The sequence below is a fragment of the Sporolactobacillus sp. CQH2019 genome, assembly GCF_028765345.1.
Classification (GTDB): Bacteria; Bacillota; Bacilli; order Bacillales; family Sporolactobacillaceae; genus Sporolactobacillus.
This window is the reverse complement of sequence record NZ_JARAJZ010000009.1, coordinates 138,686-158,806: the sequence shown is the minus strand read 5'-3', so window position 1 is coordinate 158,806 and position 20,121 is coordinate 138,686. Positions and strand designations below refer to the sequence as shown.

Sequence of the window (20,121 nt, the reverse complement as noted above, 5' to 3'; positions counted from 1 at the left end):
GGGATGCTGCCATTCGAGCTATTTTTTTTAACCGCATTAAAAAACGAGTGCTCATTTATAAAAAGGGGAAAAATGGATAATTTGCATACATGGAAAAATAGTACAAATCAAAATGGATCAAACTGGAGAACGAATTTTTATCGATTGCTGGTTGGACAGGGATTTGCCGGCGTGTTTAGTGCAGTGGTGAGTTATTCACTGTTGTATTACCTTACACTGACCAGTCATTCGCCAATTATTTTATCATTAGCTGACATCCTGGGCTTTTTGCCAATGGCGCTTTTGTCGCCCTTTGCCGGTCCATGGATTGATCGGCTTAATAAAAAGATTTTGATGATTGGCGCTGACGTGATTGTCGGAATAACAGCCGTTGGATTATTTATCCATGGCGGTGGGGGAAAACTTGAATATTGGGCGGTTTTTATTGCCATCTTCATTCGCAGTCTGGCGATGACGGTTCAACAGCCGACGTTACAATCCGTCGTGCCGACAATCGTTCCCGAAAATCAATTATTGAATGCCAACGGGCGCTTCGGTATTTTACAAGCGATGAACATGACTGCACCGCCGGTCATAGGTGCGGCTCTTTATGCGGCGGTTCCGATCTCGGCCATTATGCTGTTGAATGTTGCGGCGGCGCTGATCGGTGCGTTGACAGTCGGGTTCACTCGAATCCCCCGGACAAAACGTTCAGGGCAGCAGACAAGTATTATTGCCGACTTCAAAGAAGGATGGCGGGCTTTGAAGAATAAGACAGGGATTCTGGACTTAACCATTGCTTCGGCGTTCGCCACATTCGCTTTCATGCCGGCAGTATCCATGTTCCCATTGATGACGACGGATTATTTCCACGGATCGCTGATGCAGGTGACTCTTATCGATCTGGTCTGGGGTCTGGGCATGATTTCCGGAGGCATACTTGTTGGCCGCTTCGCAAACAATACGCAACATCGTCTGCTGCCGGTTGCAATTGCTGCCGCGGTGCTGGCATTGGTTTTTCTTGTCAGTGGTTTGCTGCCACGCAATCTGACCGGTTATATCATATTTACGGTCATCAACGCGTTCGGCGGTGTGTTCCTGCCAATAATGAATGCGCCGATCCAAACCTTGCTGCAGAGCAGTTTTGATCAAAGCATTCTTGGCCGCGTGATTGGATTAACAACAACTTTAAATACGCTGCCCGGGCCACTCGGACTGGCATTTGCAGGCCCATTAGCTGAAATGATCGGCGTCAACGGACTGTTCGTGGCTTCGGGTGTCGCCGTTCTGCTTATCATCTTGGCGGCGATGCGGGTTAAAGCGATTCGCCGGATTAATCGAGAAAATTTTGATATTGTTAAAAATGAAAGAGGGTTAGCGGAATGATATTTTCAGACCGGAAGGTACAAAAAATCATTTAAACCGGCAACGAAGAATTTCCGGTTCTTAAGGAAATTAATCTGATCTTCGAACCTGGAGATTTTGTCTCCACTTTTTTAGGAGAGCCAGGCGGCGCAATTCCAAATTATTCGGACAGAGAGGTGCAGCATCAAGGAGAGCGGATTCATGAAGCAGGGGACAGTTTATGATCTGCCCGTTATGATGCGGCCTTAACGGTACCGATCGTTGAATGTTTTATACATTCTCCTTTTTAGTAGAAACGAACGTTTGGTTAATAACGTAAGAAAAAACCGCTTTGCGAGTATACATAACAATTTTTCACTTGCAATCTGTCATATTTTGACTAAAATGAAATTACAACATTTTTGGCAGAGTAGATGACTGCGGGTCACGTGCCCGGGGGACGGGGAGTTGTCCCCGGGACGAAAAGCAACCGCTTGCCGTGCAGTCGTCGCATCCCGCTGCCGCATTCTGGAGCGCATCCTCCTCTATGTGGCAAGAGTGCCAATTGAGGAGGAATGTTCATGTCCATTTTTACAAAGGCTTATTGGCAAAGTGCCGCGGCCGAATTGAAAAAAGTGAACCGGCTGACGTTGGCCGCATTTGTCATTGCGCTTGCGACTGTTGCCGGTACATTCGCTATCCCCGTTTCGCAAAATCTGCATATTGTCTTCACCTTTTTATTTTTCGCTTTCGGCGCCATGATCTACGGCCCGGCCGTCGCTGCGGCTGCCGGGGCGGCGGCAGATATCGTCGGTTTCATCGCCCATCCGAGCGGTGCCTTTTTTCCCGGTTATACGTTGTCGGCAATACTCAGTGGGCTGATTTACGGTTTGTTTCTCTATCGGCAGCGGATCACTGTGCTACGATTGATACTCGTGAAACTGATTATCAATTACGGCATCAATGTCGGACTCGGATGCCTTTGGAGCGCCATGCTGTTCGGTAAAGCTTACTCTTTCTTTTTCATCGCCAGTTTGCTGAAAAATACGCTGATGCTGCCGATCGAAGTCGCCATGCTTTATATGACACTGCAAATACTGCTGCCGGTTCTCATCCGTGCTCATCTGCTGTCCGGCAGGCACCGGCAGCGGATCCCGCTTTTTTAAGGCCTACTGCCGGACTTTCACGGAAACAGCATAAAAGACATCAGCTGCAAAATCAGCTCCCTTCCGACAGTATTAGTGCTGGTACTGCAGCGATTCATTGAAAAATCCGCCGGATCATCCGGCGGATTTTTCTTGTAAACAGAATGCACTGTCAGCCGATAAAGGCTGCATTATAAGCAATGAGATGGTTACCATGCGTCGGATGCTTGATCTTATAAGTGATCTCAGCGGAGCAAAATGTGTAAAGGTCCGATGTTTTTGTGTCCCAACCTAACTGGCTAAATTGATTCTACAACCGGCCACAAAATTTTTTCCGATAATAAGAAAAAAACACTTTACTTTGAGTCTACTCCAAGTTGTAAGATACTTTGTGAAGTGAATAATCTACTCTTGAAAAAGGGATTTATACAACCGTTGTGCGATGGGTCCTGAAAGGTAAAAAACGGCATTTTTAGCTATACAACGCTTACGAGCATTGCCGCCGAATACGGTAAGACGGCAGTCCGGTTCATGCCGTACCGGTATGTGCGGCGGGGGTACCCCAATGTTCACAAAAACGTGTCCGAGCAATTGCAATACGCCTGCGAGTCATGCCAAAAGGAACAGAGTGAAAATTACAAACACACGCTGAAAAAAAGGGGGCGGAAATAGGAAGTATGGCATCTTGCAATGTGATTTTTATTGTTTCTCCCATCTGGCAGGGCCGATAGCTCCGCCGGTATGACTTTTCTGGAAAAATCATGATACCACCACCGCGCACGAGGGCAGCGGCGTAAAAACTTTGCCCGAAGGCAACTGTCCTGGAGGACGGTCCTGCGAATCGGGACAGCGACGTAAACAGCACGCAGGATAACGCAGAATATATCGCAGCAGATTGGCAAAAAATTGGAGTCAAAAAATAAGAAGGTTCGGGATGGGACTGGCTTCATCGGAGTGTGAACTTTGAAAAAAGCATTACAACCGGATTACGTATCTAAATTTACATGTATCGCTTCAGACTGTGAAGATACCTGCTGTCGCGGATGGAGGATTACCATCGACGACGAAAGCTATGGAAAATATCAGGAACTCAGCCGCAGGGACGATCTGTTTAGCGGAAAAATAACAAGAGACGGTATTATGTCGGTCGAAGGAGACTTTGCGGAAGTCATATTATCAGAGAATACATGTCCCTTTCTGAACGATAAAAAACTATGCCGCATACAGGAGGCATACGGTGAACGCTATTTGTCCGTTACCTGTGGCATTTTTCCCCGTAACTACAACCTCGTGAATGGAAAGTTGGAATTGTCACTGGATCTGTCATGCCCGCATGCTGCCCGTCTTGCCCTGCTTGACCCGCTCCCAATGCAGTTATCTCTTTCAGATATTAAGAAGGACTCAAGGATCAGTAAAATTCCGACTATAAAATCATCGGATACGGATTATCCCAATCAGGTTTATCCGTATTTTGAAGAAGGACGCGCCTTTGTATTAGCGCTTTTGCAGAATCGGAATTATTGCTTTGAAGACCGTTTGGTGATCCTTGGCCGTTTCTGCAATGACCTGAATCTGAAGCATGACCGTCCGAAAGATGAAATGATTCAGCTCATCTATGAATACACCCGTTTGGTCACTAACTTCGGATTTAATCAGTTTATTGACAGCATTCCGAAGCAACCTGCATCAATGCTGAAAACCTTGATGATCCTGTTGGAATATCGCTTAAAAACGGGTGTGCCCGGCCAGCGTTTTTCAGAGTGCATCGATCAATGCAAGCAGGGATTACATTTCACGATGGAAATGTCAGATCATGTTTTGCACGAAACTTTTGCGACAATCAAAACCGGCTGCTATGATCCCTTTATGGCGCAGCATGAATACATTTTTGAAAATTATTTTGTAAATTATTGTTTCAAGACGCTTTTCCCCTTTGGTAAGCAGAAAAGTATTTATAAGAAGGATATTTTCGTTGTTCCGGAAACAATGTTCACGGAATACATGCTGCTGACGTTGCATTATGCACTGATTAAAAACTTATTGGTCGGCATGGCGGGGTATTATCGAGATCAGTTCGGGACACAGCAGGTTCTGACACTGATCCAGTCCTTTGACAAAAACATCGGTCACGATGCTGCCTATCTTCAAAGGCTCCTTCAGTTTTTTGATGAGAACAAGATATTCAATGTTGCCTGCGCCGCAATGCTCATTAAAAATTGAATGCACTGTAAAAACAGAACTTACCCAATTGGCTTGCAATACGTGAGGTATACAAAGCTGGATGTTATTGAGCATTTTGATCGCTTCACTTTCACAGCAGTGATCTGGATGACCGTGCCCGCATGCTGGCATTTTCTGAACCCTCTCGTTTAGGCCTCAACTCCAATTAAAGAATTAAATGAAAGAAGAAAATTGATTTCTTGACTTGGAGCTGACTTCAGGATTTAGAATGAAATCACAGAACGAAGAAAGAAGGAATCAGCATGTCAGAGACAACAAGTAAAGTGATGGTCATTACCGGTGCTTCAAGCGGAATCGGTGAAGCGACGGCCAAGCTATTGGCGAGCCAGGGAAATAAAATTGTTCTCGGTGCCCGTCGTGAAGAACGATTAAACCAAATTGCGGAAGCTATTAAAAAGGCCGGCGGCGAAGCCGCTTATAAGGTCACCGATGTGACTTCTTTAGACGAGGTCAAAGCTTTAGCTCAGACGGCGCTTGATGCATATGGCCGAATCGACGTTTGGATGAACAATGCCGGTTTAATGCCGCACTCGGAATTTATCAAAGGCAGGGTCGATGATTGGAATCGAATGATTGATGTCAACCTGCGCGGGGTCCTGTATGGCATTCATGCCGTGTTACCAATCATGCGTGAACAAAAGAGCGGGCATTTTATCAATATTTCATCGGTAGCCGGCCACGTCGTTACTCCGGCAGCCGGCGTGTATGACGCAACGAAGTTTGGCGTTCGTGCGATTAGCGACGCGCTTCGTCAGGAAGAAGCACTGGCACAAAGCCACGTTCGTGTGACGATTATTTCTCCGGGGGCTATTGCCACTGAATTAACGGAGCATGTAACGGATAAGAAGCAGAAAGCAGCACTGGACACATTCTATAATGAGTTTGCCGTCAGTGCCGATCGGGTGGCCCAGGCCATTGCCTTTGCCGTTAATACCCCTGAGGATACGGGCATGAACGAAATCATTATTCGTCCAACAGCTCAACAATTATAATTTTTGACAAGATAGCCAAGCAGTCCGCACGAATTCGTAAGACAAACGGCAAATGGTCGAAGCCTGCAACGAACCACGGGGTATTCCGCCTATTAAAAATAGTGTGATTGATGACGCGAGTTCATATAAAGGACAAAAATAGATCGGGAAAGCGGGGGAAAACGATATATGTCTACATGGTTAATTACCGGTTGTTCGAGCGGCCTCGGCCGCAATCTCGCTCAGGCTGTGCTGAAACATGGGAATAACGCGGTTGTTACCGCGAGAAAGCTGTCCGCTGTCCAGAAAATTGTGGATGCCTATCCCAGTGCAGCACTGGCTCTCCCATTGGACGTGACCGACCATGCGCAGGTTGTCCAGGCGGTACAGCAGGGGGAGGCACGATTCGGCGGAGTGGATGTTCTCGTCAATAATGCGGGACACGGATATCGCGCCGCTGTGGAAGAGGCGGATGAAGCCGGAGTCGATGAGCTTTTCGCCACCAACTTCTTCGGGCCTGCCGCATTGATAAAGGCCGTACTGCCCGGCATGCGGGCAAGACATAAGGGCACCATCGTGAATATTTCTTCGATCGCCGCACGGATTACCGCGCCGGGATCCGGCTACTATTCGGCGACGAAGTGCGCCCTTGAGGGATTATCCAGGGGGCTCAGTGAGGAAGTCGGCCCCCTCGGCATTAAGGTTATCGTGGTTGAACCTGGGGAATTCAGAACCGATTTTTCCGGGCGCTCATTGCAGCAGTCCAAAACTGCTATTGCTGACTACGCCGAAACCGCCGGGCGTCGCCGAATAGAGAATGACCAAACGGACGGACATCAGATCGGCGACCCTGCGAGAGGGGCGCAGCTGATCATCAAAGCGGTCGAAGCTCCGAATCCGCCGTCATTGCTATTATTGGGAAGCGACGCTGTTCGGGTGGTCAGCGGTGCGCTTGATGCGGATCGTGCTCAAGTGGAAGCATGGAAAAGGGACAGTATAACCACCGATTTCCAGGCTTAAAAGAGATTTCGAATGTAGGAGGCTTTGAAATGAAAAAACGTATGTTAGGCCAATCCGGTCTTGAGGTTTCTGCGATCGGACTCGGCTGTATGGGGATGAGCCACGGCTATGGCGTTCCGGCAGACGAAAAGGAAATGATCTCGCTGCTCCATTCCGCCGTAGAGAAAGGCGTCACCTTTTTTGATACGGCAGAGGTTTATGTTTATGGATCGTATAGCAATGAAGAACTGGTTGGAAAAGCCCTGAAACCTTACAGAGACAAGATTGTCCTTGCGACGAAGTGCGGCATTAAGATGGTGGACGGTAAACAGGTTGTCGATGGCAGGCCGGAAGTCATTCGCCGGTCCATTGACGGATCTCTGAAACGGTTGCAGACAGATTATGTTGACTTGTATTATCTTCATCGAGTGGATCCCAAGGTTCCGATTGAAGAAGTTGCAGAAACAATGAAGGACCTAATGAAACAGGGGAAAATCCGCCACTGGGGCCTTTCTGAAGCCGGCGTTCAGACGATCCGCCGCGCCCATGCGGTCTGCCCTCTGACGGCGGTCCAGAGCGAATATTCCATGTGGTGGAGAGAACCGGAAAAAGAGCTGCTGCCTGCTCTCGAAGAGCTCGGCATCGGCTTTGTACCCTTCAGCCCCTTGGGGAAAGGCTTTCTGACTGGCCGGTTCAATAAAAATACCACTTTCGGCGAAGGAGACCTGCGTTCCCAATATCCCCGTTTTTCACCGGAAGCCATGGAAGCCAATCAGACTGTTGTTGATTTTGTGAAAGATTTTGCCAAGGAGAAAAAAGCTACACCGGCACAAATTGCTCTTGCCTGGATCCTGTCAAGGAAACCGTGGATTGTTCCGATTCCGGGGACCCGGAAACTGGGACGTCTTGAAGAGAACCTCGGGAGCGCGGACATTGAATTGACGTCGGAAGATCTTGTACGCATCGACGAAACACTGAACAAAATTTCGATCACAGGAGCCCGTTATCCGGAAGAATTCGCCAAAAGAGCCGGCTTGTAATTTTTCCTTATATGTCTCTGTAAGGTCGGCATTTTAATCAGTAATGGCTCTTTGATGACCAACGGCAGGTCAAGATCTGTTCTGATTCTTCCTTTATAGTTCAGAGGCAAGTCATTATAACAGGAAAAATATCTCCTTTCATTCAACGATTCTGTACGTGCCGATGCGTTTCATAGAGAACGCTGTCTTAACCTTTTAAGAACATTAAGACAGTGTTTTTTTGCCTTTTTAGATGTGAATTCCGGTACCTGTGCGTCCAGTTAATCCAAAGATTAGGCTTGTTTTCATTTTTGCGGCTATAGCACGATTTCTAAGTTCTTTCATATCCATCCGGGATGCCTATTTAAACAAGGCAAGGTCCATAATTTTTAAAACGAAGGGAGAGCAGATTATGAAGCAGAAATATAGCAAGTTAATGGAACCCCTGACGTTCAAAAGCGGAATAACCGTCAGAAATCGGATCGTCATGGCACCGATGACAACATGGTCGGCGAATGATGATCTGACGGTTTCAGACGAAGAAGTAAAATATTACAAACGCAGAGTAAACGGTGCGGGACTGGTGATTACCGGTACTACATTCGTTGCAGCGAACGGAATCGGCTTTACTAACGAATTTGCCGGATATGATGATAAATTTATCCCCAGTCTGCGGAAACTGGCAGATGCGGCCAAATGCGGCGGCGCTCCCGCTGTATTGCAGATTTTTCATGCCGGCAATAAAGCCGCCGCGGAACTCATCCCGAACGGCGATCTTGTCAGTGCGAGCCCAATAGAAACAGAAGCGACGACTCCGTTTGCCGGGCCAGGCGTCAGGCCGAGAGCGCTTACAGAAAAAGAAATCCTGGATATCATTAAGCAGTTTGGGGAAACCACACGGCGTGCGATCGAAGCCGGTTTTGATGGCGTGGAGGTACATGGCGCTCATGGATTTTTAATTCAAAACTTTTTTTCTCCGCATTTCAATCAACGGAAGGATCAATGGGGCGGAACACTTGAAAACCGTTTGCGCTTCCCGCTTGCCGTTGTTCGGGAAATTAAGAAAACCGTTAAAAAATATGCGAAAAAACCCTTTATCGTGGGCTATCGGTTCTCCCCTGAAGAACGGTCGATAAAGGACGGACTGGCGATGGACGATACCTATGTATTAATCGATCGATTGGCGGAAGAAGGTTTAGATTATATTCATGCTTCATTAGGCAATGTCTTCGAAAAATATAAAAATAATCCAAATGAAAAAACACGGTTGGAATTGATTGTGGAAAGAGCAGACAGAAGAATCCCCTTAATTGCTGCAGGTTCCGTTAGAAAACCGGATGATGCGCTCAAAGCGTTAGAGCTGGGCTTACCCCTGGTTGCTCTAGGCCGGGCCTTGATTATAAATCCGACTTGGGTGGAATGGGTCGCGGACGGACGCGAAGAAGAGATAAAAACAAAGCTGCAAGCTGCAAGCGCAGGTGCTATTGATCTTCCCGAAAAGCTCCGGCACGTGATTCAAACGACACCGGGCTGGTTTTAAATTTGAAGTTAAGTTCAGATCTGAGAATGGTTTTGTACGTTGAATAGCAATGAATCAATCAGATTTTTAGGAGGGGCTTTATTTTATGAAAGTGGTGATTTTAGGTGCAAATGGTGCCATTGCCCGTTTAGTGGAATCAAAGATCTTTAGTAATTCAAAATATGCGGATATTCATTTGACACTTTTTTTGAGAAAGAGCCATCGCATCAATGATCTGGCGGATAATGAACGAGCCAGCGTTATTGAAGGCGATGTGATGGAGCAAAAGATTCTATCGTCCGCTATGCAAAGTCAGGATATTGTTTTCGCTGCTATGGGAGCGACAGGCAGCGTTGGCTTAACGCAAGAGATTATCAATGCAATGAGGGTCAATAACGTTAAACGAGTGATTTCAATTAACGACTTGGGGATTTACGGAGAGGTGCCGGGTGCCTTTGGTGAGTGGAATAAGCAAATGGTCGGCAAAGGCCTGAAAATTGGCCGGCAATCTGCTGATTTGCTTGAAGACTCCGGTCTCGATTACACTATATTGCGTCTGGCCTGGCTAACCAATAAACCCGAAGTGAACTACGAGATCACTCAAAAGGGCGAGCAGTTCAAGGGGACCACTGTTTCAAGAGCAAGCGTTGCGGATGTCGTCTTGAGAATCATTGCCGATCCGGCTTTTGCCAATAAAGCAGGCATTGGAGTAGATAAGCCCGGCACGGATGGTAATCGGCCTGTCTATTGATTTTAAATAATGAAGATATTTGTAAAGATGATCGTTGGAATGGCGAGCGGCAAAAGCTCAAAATAAGCTTGACTTAGAATTCTTATGAAATTTAAACGGTAAATTTTCGATAATATCGCTTGACTTGGAGCCTGCTTCAAGTGCTAAGCTGACAGATGGTAGAATTCACTGATTCTTTGCCCTTAATTGTTCTTGTTGGCTTGATAGAGATTCAGGCGACAGCTGCTATTAAGAATTGCTGGTTGAATTTTTCCGCAGGTCCAGAGTATTGAGAAATTATTTAAGGAGGAGAATTAATGAGTCAGGAAGTGAAAGCATTTCGAGCAACAAGTCCCGATTACTCATCATTTGAAAGATGTACGATTATACGACGTGACCTTCGTCCGGATGATGTAGCCATTGATATTAAATATTGTGGAATTTGCCACTCGGATATTCACCAGGTTGACAATGATTTTGGAAATTCTACTTTCCCGATTATACCCGGTCACGAAATCACCGGCGTAGTTTCAGCCGTTGGTTCCGAGGTTACTGACTTTAAGATCGGCGATCATGTTGGCGTTGGTTGTTTTGTTGATTCTTGTGGTGAATGTGAAAATTGCTTAAACGGACAAGAACAGTTTTGTGAAAAAGGCGTTGTCGTTGTCTTTAATTCCACTGACTATGATGGCCATTTGACTTATGGAGGATATAGTCAAAGCATTGTGGTGAAGGATCATTTTGTGGTAAAAATTCCCGACAATATGGATCTTGCAGTAGCCAGTCCGATGCTGTGTGCCGGAATTACAACGTATTCACCCATGAACAAATGGCATGTCGGACCGGGAAAACGTGTTGGAATTATCGGGCTGGGCGGTCTTGGCCATATTGCCGTTCAATTTGCCCATGCTCTTGGTGCGGAAGTCACGGTATTGGGGCATTCGGCCAGCAAGAAAGATGAAGCCGGACAGTTTGGTGCGGATGCCTACTATGTAACGGGTGACGATCAGACTTTTAAAGGTCTAGCCGGTCAATTTGATTTTATTTTAAATACAACGGCGGTTAGTCTGGATGTCGATCGCTTTCTGGGATTATTAAAAATGGACGGCGTCATGGTTTATGTCGGCTTAGCGTCCGAGCCGCAGTCGTTTCACGTCTTCAGCCTGTTTGCCGGTGAAAAAATCATTACAGCTTCAAACGTTGGCGGACTGCCCATGACGCAGGAAATGATCAACTTTGCAGCCGAACACAATGTTGCTCCGAAGATTGAGATGATTTCCATTGATCAGGTTTCTGAGGCCTATAAGCGAATTCTGAATAGCGATGTCCGTTATCGATTTGTTATTGATATGGCGACTTTGTGATGTTCTCTAAATATGGAGTCATTTGCTTCTTTAATCGCTCTGGCAGAGGAGAGCAGAAAATGCCGTAATCTTTGTCAATACAACATGGATTGTTGAGGATGTTATATTGTCTTGAAGTTACCGGCATGAACAATGGCCTTGGCTGCCGGTTGTCCTGCATCCCCTTAAGGAAAGAATAAGGTGATCAGGACTGTCCGTAACCGGGAGAAAATCAGACATTTATCTGAAAATAATGAAAACAGGTAGGGATAACAATGGCAAAATCTGAAGTATATTTTACGAAAGAGATTACACCTGATAGTCTTATCAAGATTTTCAATGCAATGAATGTGGCTCTCAACGGTAAGGTAGCAGTTAAAATTTCTACCGGAGAACCGGGAGGTCATAACTTTTTGGATCCCGATCTGATTAAAGATTTGGTTGCCAAGCTGAACGGTACCATTGTGGAGTGCAATACGGCTTATCCCGGTAAGAGACATACGCCCGAAGATCATTGGAAGACTTTTGAGGATCATGGGTTCAGGGCGATAGCTCCCTGCGATATTATGGATGAAGAGGGTGAGATGCCGCTTCCGGTCGCAAACGGGAAGCATCTGAAAGAAAATTATGTGGGGGCACATTTGGAAAAATACGATTCGATGCTGATGTTGTCTCATTTTAAGGGACACGCGATGGGTGGCTTTGGCGGTGCGCTGAAAAACATGTCGATCGGAGTGGCCTCGGCCCATGGAAAAATGTGGATACACACTGCGGCAAAGGGCCATTCGTTTGAGGATTCATTTTCAACCGACCAGGATTCGTTTTTGGAATCTATGGCTGAGGCAGATCAGTCGGTGATCAATTATATGGGCAGAAAAAACATGGTGTATATCAACGTGGCGAACAAATTGTCAGTGGACTGCGACTGCGATTCCAATCCTCATGATCCTGAGATGGCCGACATCGGCATATTCGCTTCCACAGATCCGGTGGCAGTGGATCAGGCTAGTGTGGATGCGGTCTATAGCTCTCCGGATGAAGGAAAAGCGGCCCTGATTGAGAGAATGGAATCCCGACACGGTATCCACACCGTAGAAGCTGCTGCAGACTTAGGATTGGGTGAGCGGGAATATGATCTCGTTTCGATTGATTAATGGATCATTAATCGATAAAAATTAATTATGCAAGTATGAAAGAAATAACTGTTCTCTGCCTGTTCCCGCCGGTAGTTTTCGTCATGTCCTATAAAGGCTCATCGCCAGCTAGTTGCTGAAGCGGCCCTAAAAAGGAACATCAACGTTATCAACGGCTGCCTGTTTTGCGAATGGACAACGTATTCACGCTTCGTCATGCTTGTCCCTTTGTTCAAAACATTCGATTCCCAGGCACCTGTTGCCAATTCGCATGCCGGCCGCGGGTCATCAGACTGCCTTTTCCTTTCTCAAGTAGCCCATGAACATTTTGGGCGATCTTTACCAACATGTGAAAGCGATCCGGCATGGCGTGATTTCGAGACTTTCAACGTCTCTCATGTTGCAGAGTAGATCTCATGAATAGGGCACGTGATTTAAATCCGTAAAAATATGGATCAGGAAGAAATATATTATCTGTGGAGGCTTGCGTTCTTATAAAAAAGCAATCGTATTATCCGTTCGCTTTTCAATCGTTTTTTGATCCCATGGAATATCCTTCATAAGAGAGAAGGAGGAGAAAATGTATATCGCAGAAGTCAGTAAGAAATACAATATATCGGCTGATACGCTTCGATACTATGAAAGAATAAAACTGATACCCGCCGTTCGAAGAAAAAAGAACGGTATTCGGGATTACAGTAAGGAAGACTTAAATTGGGTCGAGTTTATCAAATGTATGAGAAAGGCAGGTCTTCCGATCGAAGTGCTGATTGAATATCTTACACTTTGTAAACAGGGAGACGATACAATTGAAGCAAGGGAAGAGCTGCTGCTGGAACAACGCGATAAGTTGATCATCAAAATAAATGAGATGAAGGAGACGTTAGAAAGACTTGATCATAAAATAGAGGGCTATGGTGGTACCTTATTAAAAAAGGAACATGAATTAATCGAAGAGAAAGAAAAACACATAAAGAATTAGCGATGTCATATTGTCCGGCGATCGATTTTAATGGAATTCATAAAGATTGGAACAGAGAAGAAGAAGGAGAATCTTTGCTTGTTGCAGTTGACTGAAACAAGCCGAAGGCCCTTGTTTTATTTCGCTTTTAGCTTTTTTATTATCTATAGATTCTGCAGCGGACCAATGATCGATCAATGAGTGTTCTATAAAACTGCAACTGTAAAATCTGCTTGGTTAAAAATCGATGCCGAAAGGGGATTTTAAAATGACGGATGATCGGACTGGCAAATTAAATAAACTCAAAGCGCTTCTGCATCATTACGAAAAAATAGCGGTCGCTTGTTCCGGAGGAGTAGACAGCACTTTTTTGCTGAAAGTTGCCTGTGACGAGCTGGGCGATGGCGCACTTGGGCTGACCGTCCAGTCGCCGACTGTCACAGAGGATGATCTAAAGGATGTTCAGGCATTCTATCGTGCAAGCGGTGTTCCCTTCGCTATCGTCAGACTGAATCAGCTCGATACGCCGTCCTTCCGGCACAATTCGCCGACACGGTGCTATGTCTGCAAAACGATTGAATTCACCAGTATGGCTAAAGAAGCGCAAAAACGCGGTTTTAAATGGATTGCCGCCGGGATCAATGCGGATGATGCGGGGGATTATCGCCCGGGTTTGCGTGCGCTTGACGAAATCGGTGTTGTCAGCCCGTTGAAAGAAGCCGGTCTGTCAAAATCGGATATCCGTTATTTTTCCAGGCAGTATCACCTGAAGACGTGGAATAAACCGGCAGGCAGCTGCCTGGCTTCGAGGATACAATACGGGGAACACATTACTCAGGAAAAACTGGATAAAATCAGTGCTGCTGAAAAAGTACTGAAAAGTTATCATCTGAAACATGTGCGGGTGCGTTATCATCATGGCAATATTGCCCGGATTGAGGTCGGCCCTGAAGAACGCCAGTTCTTTTTCAGCACGGAGATCATGGATGACGTGGCTGAAAAATTTAAAAAAATCGGATTCAGTTATACAACCCTTGATCTGAACGGTTATCGTTCGGGCAGCATGAACGAAGTGCTGAACGAAAAGATTAAGAACAGGGTAAAGATGAGCAGCTATGGCTCAAGATAAACTTCGTTCGCTGCTGCGGCAGGTACAAAACGGTACGCTTCCTGTCGATGATGCGCTTGAGCATTTAAAAACCCTCCCTTTTGAGGATCTCGGTTACGCGAAGATCGATCATCACCGGAAAATTCGAAATGGGTTTCCGGAAGTTATTTATTGCGAGGGGAAAACGATTGACCAGATCAAAGGCATTACCGGCGCACTGATGAAAACGGATAACAATATTCTCGGGACGCGGGCGACAAAAGAGATGTTTGAAGCGGTGCGCGAGATTGCGCCCAATGCTGTCTATCATAAATCTGCCCGCTGTATCGTCGTCAATCCGAAGAAAGAAGACTTTCATCCGGAGCGTTACATCGCCGTGGTAACAGCGGGGACCTCCGATATGCCGGTCGCCGAAGAAGCTGCGGTTACGGCAGAAACATTTGGAAATCGTGTGGAACGTCTCTATGATGTGGGAGTAGCCGGCCTTCACCGCCTGCTGGCCCGGCTGGACAAGCTGCGCGGGGCTTATGTTGTCATTGTCGTCGCCGGTATGGAGGGTGCACTTGCCAGTGTTGTCGGCGGCCTGGTTGATCGGCCGGTGCTTGCCGTTCCGACAAGTGTCGGGTACGGTGCCAGTTTTCATGGCATCGCTGCTTTGCTGACGATGTTAAACAGCTGCGCGAGCGGTGTCAGTGTTGTCAATATTGATAATGGCTTTGGCGCGGCGTATACGGCCAGTCTGATTATGAAAGATTGAAAAAGCGGCAGGTGAGAGAATTGAAGACGTTATTTTTTGACTGTTTTTCCGGAATCAGCGGGGACATGCTTTTAGGAACCCTGATTGATCTCGGCGTTGACCCCGAAAGACTGAGCGAAGAACTCAGAAAATTGCATGTGGACGGGTATCAATTGAACTTTACCCAAAAAATGACCAGCGGGATCAGCGGTACCGATGCCGATGTTCAGCTGAGCGACGATTCTTCGCCCGATCAGATGCAGCAGCATGCACACGCACATCACGACCATTCCGCCCATTCACGCAATTTGGAAGATTGTCTTGCGATTATTAACGGGAGCAGCCTGTCTGACCGGGTTAAGTCAGGAGCGGCCGGCACCTTTAAAGAAATTGCCTGTGCCGAAGCGCATGTACACAATAAACCGGTTCAGGAGGTTCACTTTCATGAAATCGGCGCCGTCGACAGTATTGTCGATATTGTCGGCACGTTTATCGGTCTGGAGCTTCTGGGCGTAGAAAAAGTTTTTGCTTCCGTCCTGCACGACGGAAACGGATTTATTAACTGTGCGCACGGGGTGATGCCCGTTCCCGTGCCGGCGGTTGCCCAAATGCTGGCTTCCAGTGAAAGGCGTATTCCATACGTTCAGGAGGATATTCCGACAGAACTGATTACACCGACCGGAATGGCGATTATCAAGACCATTGCCGCCGATTTTGGGAAAATGCCTTTGATGGATATCAAGCGGATTGGCTATGGAACAGGGAAACGGCAGACGGGACGAATGAACGCGCTGCGCGGTATCCTTGGCGAGATGAAGGAAAATGTGCCGGAGAACCCGGTCGATGAGATTATGCTTCTGGAAGCCAATATTGATAATCAGAATGGTGAAATGCTGGGCTATACGATGAACCGGTTGTTTGACGAAGGTGCTCTGGATGTATTTTTCACACCCATTTATATGAAGAAGAACCGGCCTGCAGCGGTGCTGTCTGTACTTGCCAAACCCGAAGATGTTAAGAAAATGACGCAGATAATTTTTGAGGAGACAACGACGCTCGGGGTTCGGACTTTTCCCTGTTCCCGTTATACGATGAACCGGGAATTCAGAACCGTCCAAACAAAATTTGGAAAGGTGCGCGTGAAGCATGCTTTCCTAAAAGAAATAGAAAAGGATGCTCCTGAGTATGAGGACTGTGTCCGTCTGGCCAAAGCGCACGCGCTGCCCCTGCATCAAGTATATGATTCCGTTTATGATGCCTTAAATAACATGAGAGCAAAGATGGAGGATAATCCCAATGAGTAGAAAAATAGTGACGCAGTCCGCAAGGCCTAGTGAAGGCATCTCAAAAATTCTGGTAGCCTGTTTTTCACGTTCCGGCCATATACTGAGCTTGCCGTTCAAATCCACGGAGCGGTTGGCGGTTCCGTTTTCAAAATTGTGCCCGCATTTTCATATCCCAGTGATTATGATGAGATCGTAAAACAGGGAAAACAGGAACAGGACTCAGATTACAGACATCCGCTGGTCGCAAAAGTCGACAATTTCGAGTTCTATGCTGTGTTCTTTGTCGGCTCGCCTATTTGGCGGAGTTCAATCGCTTCGCCGATCAAGACATTTTTATCCCAATACGATTGGACAGGGAAAACAGTTGACCCGTTTAGTACGCATGGGGGTATGGTTCGGGGCAAAGCGTTAAAGATTTTACAGAACTCTGTCCACAATCGCCTATTCTCAAAGGTTTTACAACTAAGGCGAAAAAGTGAAAAATTATCAGACTGGTGCTTCTAATTGGCTGCGTGAGATCGGAATGATAAGATAGGCTGCATTCACCCGTTAAAGGCTATCACCATCAAAGAATATTAATTTTGCGAAGATGTCTATTAGATGATGCGGAAACGGTTTGACATCAGAAGGAAAAATAAAATTCTCTTGATTTTTGTGCCGGATTTCAGGTGTTTTGCAAGGCAATAAGATGGGCAGATAGGGACGATCTATGACAAATAATCCCCCCTTTTTTAATGTTCAGCTTGATCTGGAGTTAACTCAAAATGATAACGTTAATTTTAGAAGCAATATTTAGGTAAGCAATTATAACTGATGGGGGCCAAACCGGAAAAAGGTCTATAAAAAGTGAGTAAAAACACGATGAAGAATATATTATTGCCGGCGATCTATTGTCGATAATCCTTACCCAATGGATTTCATAAATCTGTGCTGTTTTTGCGGCTGGATAAACGTTTTCAATTGTGGATTTGCGGATCATAAGATATTCCGCATATGTATAGTATCTGCAAACGAGCCGGGATCAGCCTGTGTACAGTTCGATCTTCGCTGGGATAAATAAATAGTACGTTACTGGAATACTTAATCTTCCCTTATCGCTCAGCATCGAGTTGACAATCCTATTAAGGTTGGGGCAAAGATTTTCGTTATCGGCAGGGCATGTTAACGTCAAAAAGGAAAAATGATAACATTGGTCGGAAAGGAGCAATAGAATGGGTAGAACTGAATTTTCAAATAAATATCGTGAAAGAATGTTTCCGGGATATAAATCAAAATTTTTAGAAACAGATCCCGAGTTTATCGAACGCTTTGACAACTTCGCCTTTGATGAAGTTGTCAACAGTGACGACCTTGATGACCGGACACGAATGACGGCAGTTCTGGCAACACTTATTGGCGCACAATGTGTGAGTGAGTACAAGGCGATGATGACAGCCGCCTTGAACTTTGGAATCACTCCGGTTGAAATCAAAGAGGTCGTCTATCAGGCGGTGGCCTACCTCGGCATCGGCAGAGTGTTTGATTTTCTGCATGCAACCAATGATGTACTGTCGGCTCAGGGAATTAAGCTGCCGCTTGAAGGACAAGCGACGACAACGGCGGAAAACCGTCTGGAAAAGGGCATTCAGACGCAGGTTGATATCTTTGGACCCCAAATGGCAGAATTTTATAAATCCGGACCGGCTGAATCGCGCCATATGCATCGCTGGCTGGCAGACAACTGTTTCGGAGATTATTATACGCGGAAGGGCCTTGATTATAAGATGCGCGAGATGATTACCTTCTGTTTTCTGTCAGCCCAGGGCGGTTGCGAACCGCAGCTTACCAGCCATGCCGCAGCCAATATGCGTATTGGCAATGACAAGGTATTCCTGATAAAAATCATATCTCAGTGCCTGCCCTTCATTGGCTATCCCAGGAGCCTTAATGCGCTTGGCTGCGTCAACGAAGCGGCGAATCAGATGGAGAAAACAAAGTAAAAACGCAAGACGCAAAAAAATAATGGAGATGGCGGCGATAAACATGAGTGAATCAACGGATTTAAGCAAGGGTGTCATTTTTCCTATCGGAGACAAATTGCCGGAACCATTCAGCAGCAATTTTATTGGTCAGGCTTATTTGAATATGCTGACGACTGCAGGCGTTCCGATCGGCAATGTGACTTTTGAACCGGGATGCCGGAATAACTGGCATATCCATCACAAAGGCGGGCAGATTTTGCTGGTCACCGGCGGCCGGGGTTATTACCAGGAATGGGGAAAAGAAGCGGTGGAACTGCATCCGGGAGATGTGGTCAATATTCCATCGGAAGTGAAACACTGGCATGGAGCGGCGCCCGACAGCTGGTTCTCACATCTGGCCGTCGAGGTTCCTGCAGAAGGGGCTTCCAACGAATGGCTGGAAGCGGTGACGGATCAAATCTATGGAAAATTGAAATAATCGTAAGCAGAGTATATCGTGTCTGTTAAATCCAAATCGGAAGGAAAGATAAAACAGGGTATTAGGAAGATCAAACGAAAAGGGATCTGCAATTTGGGTGAAGGCAAGCGCGATAAGTTAAGGCGGTAAATTTAAGGAGGAGAAACAAGTGGACTATGTGACGTTGAATAATGGAGTCAAGATGCCGATTTTAGGATACGGTGTCTATCAGATCCCGGATCTTGAAGAATGTGAAAGATGCGTTCTCGATGCGATCAGTGTAGGCTACCGTTCGATTGACACGGCACAGGTTTATAGAAATGAAGAGGCTGTAGGACGCGCGATTAAGAAAAGCGGCGTGCCAAGGGAAGAATTGTTCATCACAACCAAGGTCTGGGTTTCTAATGCAGGATATGATAGGGCGAAAGTATCCATTGAAGAATCACTAAAGAAATTGCAGCTGGATTATCTGGATTTATTATTAATTCATCAGCCGTTTAATGATTATTATGGGACCTACCGTGCAATGGAAGAATTTTATAAGGCGGGAAAAATAAGAGCCATCGGCATCAGCAACTTCTATCCGGACAGATATGTTGACCTTGTTCAGTTCAGCGATGTGGTTCCGGCTGTGAATCAGGTGGAAACGCACGTCTTCAATCAGCAGGCCGAAGCTCAGAAATATATGAAGAAGGACGGTACGCAGATTGAATCATGGGGCCCTTTTGCGGAAGGCAGAAACGGGCTGTTTACCAATCCAACATTAAAAGAAATCGGCGAGCATCACAGCAAGTCTATCGCGCAGACTGCCCTGCGCTTCCTGATTCAGAGAGGGATTGTTGTTATTCCGAAATCCACGCATAAAAACAGGATGGAGGAAAACTTCAATGTATTTGATTTTGAACTGACAGCAGAGGAAATGGGAAAAATATCCGGTCTGGATACCGGAAAGACCGCGTTTTTCTCTCATTATGATCCTAAAACTGTAGAGCTTTTGACTGGCCATAAACTATAAGGAATACACCATGATAGCAGGCTTTCTTCGATGAGGAGGCTGTAATGCAGGAAGCAAGAACTCCTGCAAAGTACTTAATAGTATCCTTTTAGGTCTGGGCGCAAGGGTATGACGTTCATCTAATTTGTCGTGAATAAAAAGCAATAAATTCTCGGATATTGTCTGAGAACTTAT

At 46.2% G+C, this 20,121-nt stretch carries 18 protein-coding genes and 1 riboswitch; all 18 genes read left to right on the top strand.

What is annotated here, in order from left to right; all coding sequences use genetic code 11:
* The first annotated feature begins 72 nt into the window (after window positions 1-72).
* The 18 genes from OYT88_RS14010 (at window position 73) to OYT88_RS13930 (ending at window position 19,947) form a co-directional block, all read left to right on the top strand.
* Window positions 73-1,365 (top strand): MFS transporter, encoded by a 1,293-nt coding sequence (locus tag OYT88_RS14010; protein ID WP_274400897.1) that lies wholly within the window; start codon window positions 73-75, stop codon window positions 1,363-1,365.
* Window positions 1,366-1,747: 382 nt separating this feature from the next.
* A riboswitch (THF riboswitch) is annotated at window positions 1,748-1,846 on the top strand.
* A gap of 58 nt (window positions 1,847-1,904) precedes the next feature.
* The gene (locus OYT88_RS14005) at window positions 1,905-2,489 is read left to right on the top strand and encodes a folate family ECF transporter S component (protein WP_274400895.1); all 585 of its coding nucleotides are present in this window, start codon (window positions 1,905-1,907) and stop codon (window positions 2,487-2,489) included.
* Between the two features lie 942 nt (window positions 2,490-3,431).
* The gene (gene fliB / locus OYT88_RS14000; protein WP_274400893.1) at window positions 3,432-4,688 is read left to right on the top strand and encodes a flagellin lysine-N-methylase; all 1,257 of its coding nucleotides are present in this window, start codon (window positions 3,432-3,434) and stop codon (window positions 4,686-4,688) included.
* A gap of 263 nt (window positions 4,689-4,951) precedes the next feature.
* Window positions 4,952-5,701, top strand: a complete 750-nt coding sequence (locus tag OYT88_RS13995; protein WP_274400892.1) for an SDR family oxidoreductase — start codon at window positions 4,952-4,954, stop codon at window positions 5,699-5,701.
* A gap of 168 nt (window positions 5,702-5,869) precedes the next feature.
* On the top strand, window positions 5,870-6,700 hold the full coding sequence (locus tag OYT88_RS13990; protein WP_274400890.1) for an oxidoreductase: 831 nt from the start codon (window positions 5,870-5,872) through the stop codon (window positions 6,698-6,700).
* A 29-nt stretch (window positions 6,701-6,729) separates the two neighbouring features.
* The gene (locus OYT88_RS13985; protein ID WP_274400888.1) at window positions 6,730-7,719 is read left to right on the top strand and encodes an aldo/keto reductase; all 990 of its coding nucleotides are present in this window, start codon (window positions 6,730-6,732) and stop codon (window positions 7,717-7,719) included.
* A 391-nt stretch (window positions 7,720-8,110) separates the two neighbouring features.
* Entirely contained in the window at window positions 8,111-9,238 is a 1,128-nt protein-coding gene (locus tag OYT88_RS13980) for an NADH-dependent flavin oxidoreductase (RefSeq protein WP_274400887.1), read from the top strand.
* An 85-nt stretch (window positions 9,239-9,323) separates the two neighbouring features.
* Complete coding sequence (locus tag OYT88_RS13975; protein ID WP_274400885.1) at window positions 9,324-9,968, top strand: NAD(P)H-binding protein; 645 nt, start codon at window positions 9,324-9,326, stop codon at window positions 9,966-9,968.
* A 296-nt stretch (window positions 9,969-10,264) separates the two neighbouring features.
* Window positions 10,265-11,311 carry an NAD(P)-dependent alcohol dehydrogenase gene (locus OYT88_RS13970; RefSeq protein ID WP_274400883.1) on the top strand — a complete coding sequence of 349 codons (1,047 nt, stop codon included), beginning with the start codon at window positions 10,265-10,267 and terminating at the stop codon, window positions 11,309-11,311.
* A gap of 254 nt (window positions 11,312-11,565) precedes the next feature.
* Entirely contained in the window at window positions 11,566-12,444 is an 879-nt protein-coding gene (locus tag OYT88_RS13965; protein ID WP_274400881.1) for a DUF362 domain-containing protein, read from the top strand.
* A gap of 559 nt (window positions 12,445-13,003) precedes the next feature.
* Window positions 13,004-13,405: a MerR family transcriptional regulator gene (locus OYT88_RS13960; protein ID WP_274400879.1), complete on the top strand. Its 402-nt coding sequence runs from the start codon at window positions 13,004-13,006 to the stop codon at window positions 13,403-13,405.
* A gap of 247 nt (window positions 13,406-13,652) precedes the next feature.
* The gene (gene larE, locus OYT88_RS13955; RefSeq protein ID WP_274400878.1) at window positions 13,653-14,513 is read left to right on the top strand and encodes an ATP-dependent sacrificial sulfur transferase LarE; all 861 of its coding nucleotides are present in this window, start codon (window positions 13,653-13,655) and stop codon (window positions 14,511-14,513) included.
* Entirely contained in the window at window positions 14,500-15,249 is a 750-nt protein-coding gene (larB, locus tag OYT88_RS13950) for a nickel pincer cofactor biosynthesis protein LarB (RefSeq protein ID WP_274400877.1), read from the top strand. Before larE ends, larB begins: the two co-directional genes overlap by 14 nt.
* 20 nt (window positions 15,250-15,269) lie before the next feature.
* Window positions 15,270-16,532, top strand: a complete 1,263-nt coding sequence (gene larC / locus OYT88_RS13945; protein ID WP_274400876.1) for a nickel pincer cofactor biosynthesis protein LarC — start codon at window positions 15,270-15,272, stop codon at window positions 16,530-16,532.
* Window positions 16,533-16,589: 57 nt separating this feature from the next.
* Complete coding sequence (locus OYT88_RS20950; RefSeq protein ID WP_443217517.1) at window positions 16,590-17,018, top strand: flavodoxin; 429 nt, start codon at window positions 16,590-16,592, stop codon at window positions 17,016-17,018.
* Between the two features lie 707 nt (window positions 17,019-17,725).
* Entirely contained in the window at window positions 17,726-18,493 is a 768-nt protein-coding gene (locus OYT88_RS13940) for a carboxymuconolactone decarboxylase family protein (RefSeq protein WP_274400874.1), read from the top strand.
* A 43-nt stretch (window positions 18,494-18,536) separates the two neighbouring features.
* Window positions 18,537-18,953, top strand: coding sequence for a cupin domain-containing protein (locus OYT88_RS13935; protein ID WP_274400872.1), 417 nt, complete (start codon window positions 18,537-18,539; stop codon window positions 18,951-18,953).
* Between the two features lie 148 nt (window positions 18,954-19,101).
* Window positions 19,102-19,947, top strand: coding sequence for an aldo/keto reductase (locus OYT88_RS13930; RefSeq protein ID WP_274400870.1), 846 nt, complete (start codon window positions 19,102-19,104; stop codon window positions 19,945-19,947).
* Window positions 19,948-20,121 lie beyond the last annotated feature (174 nt).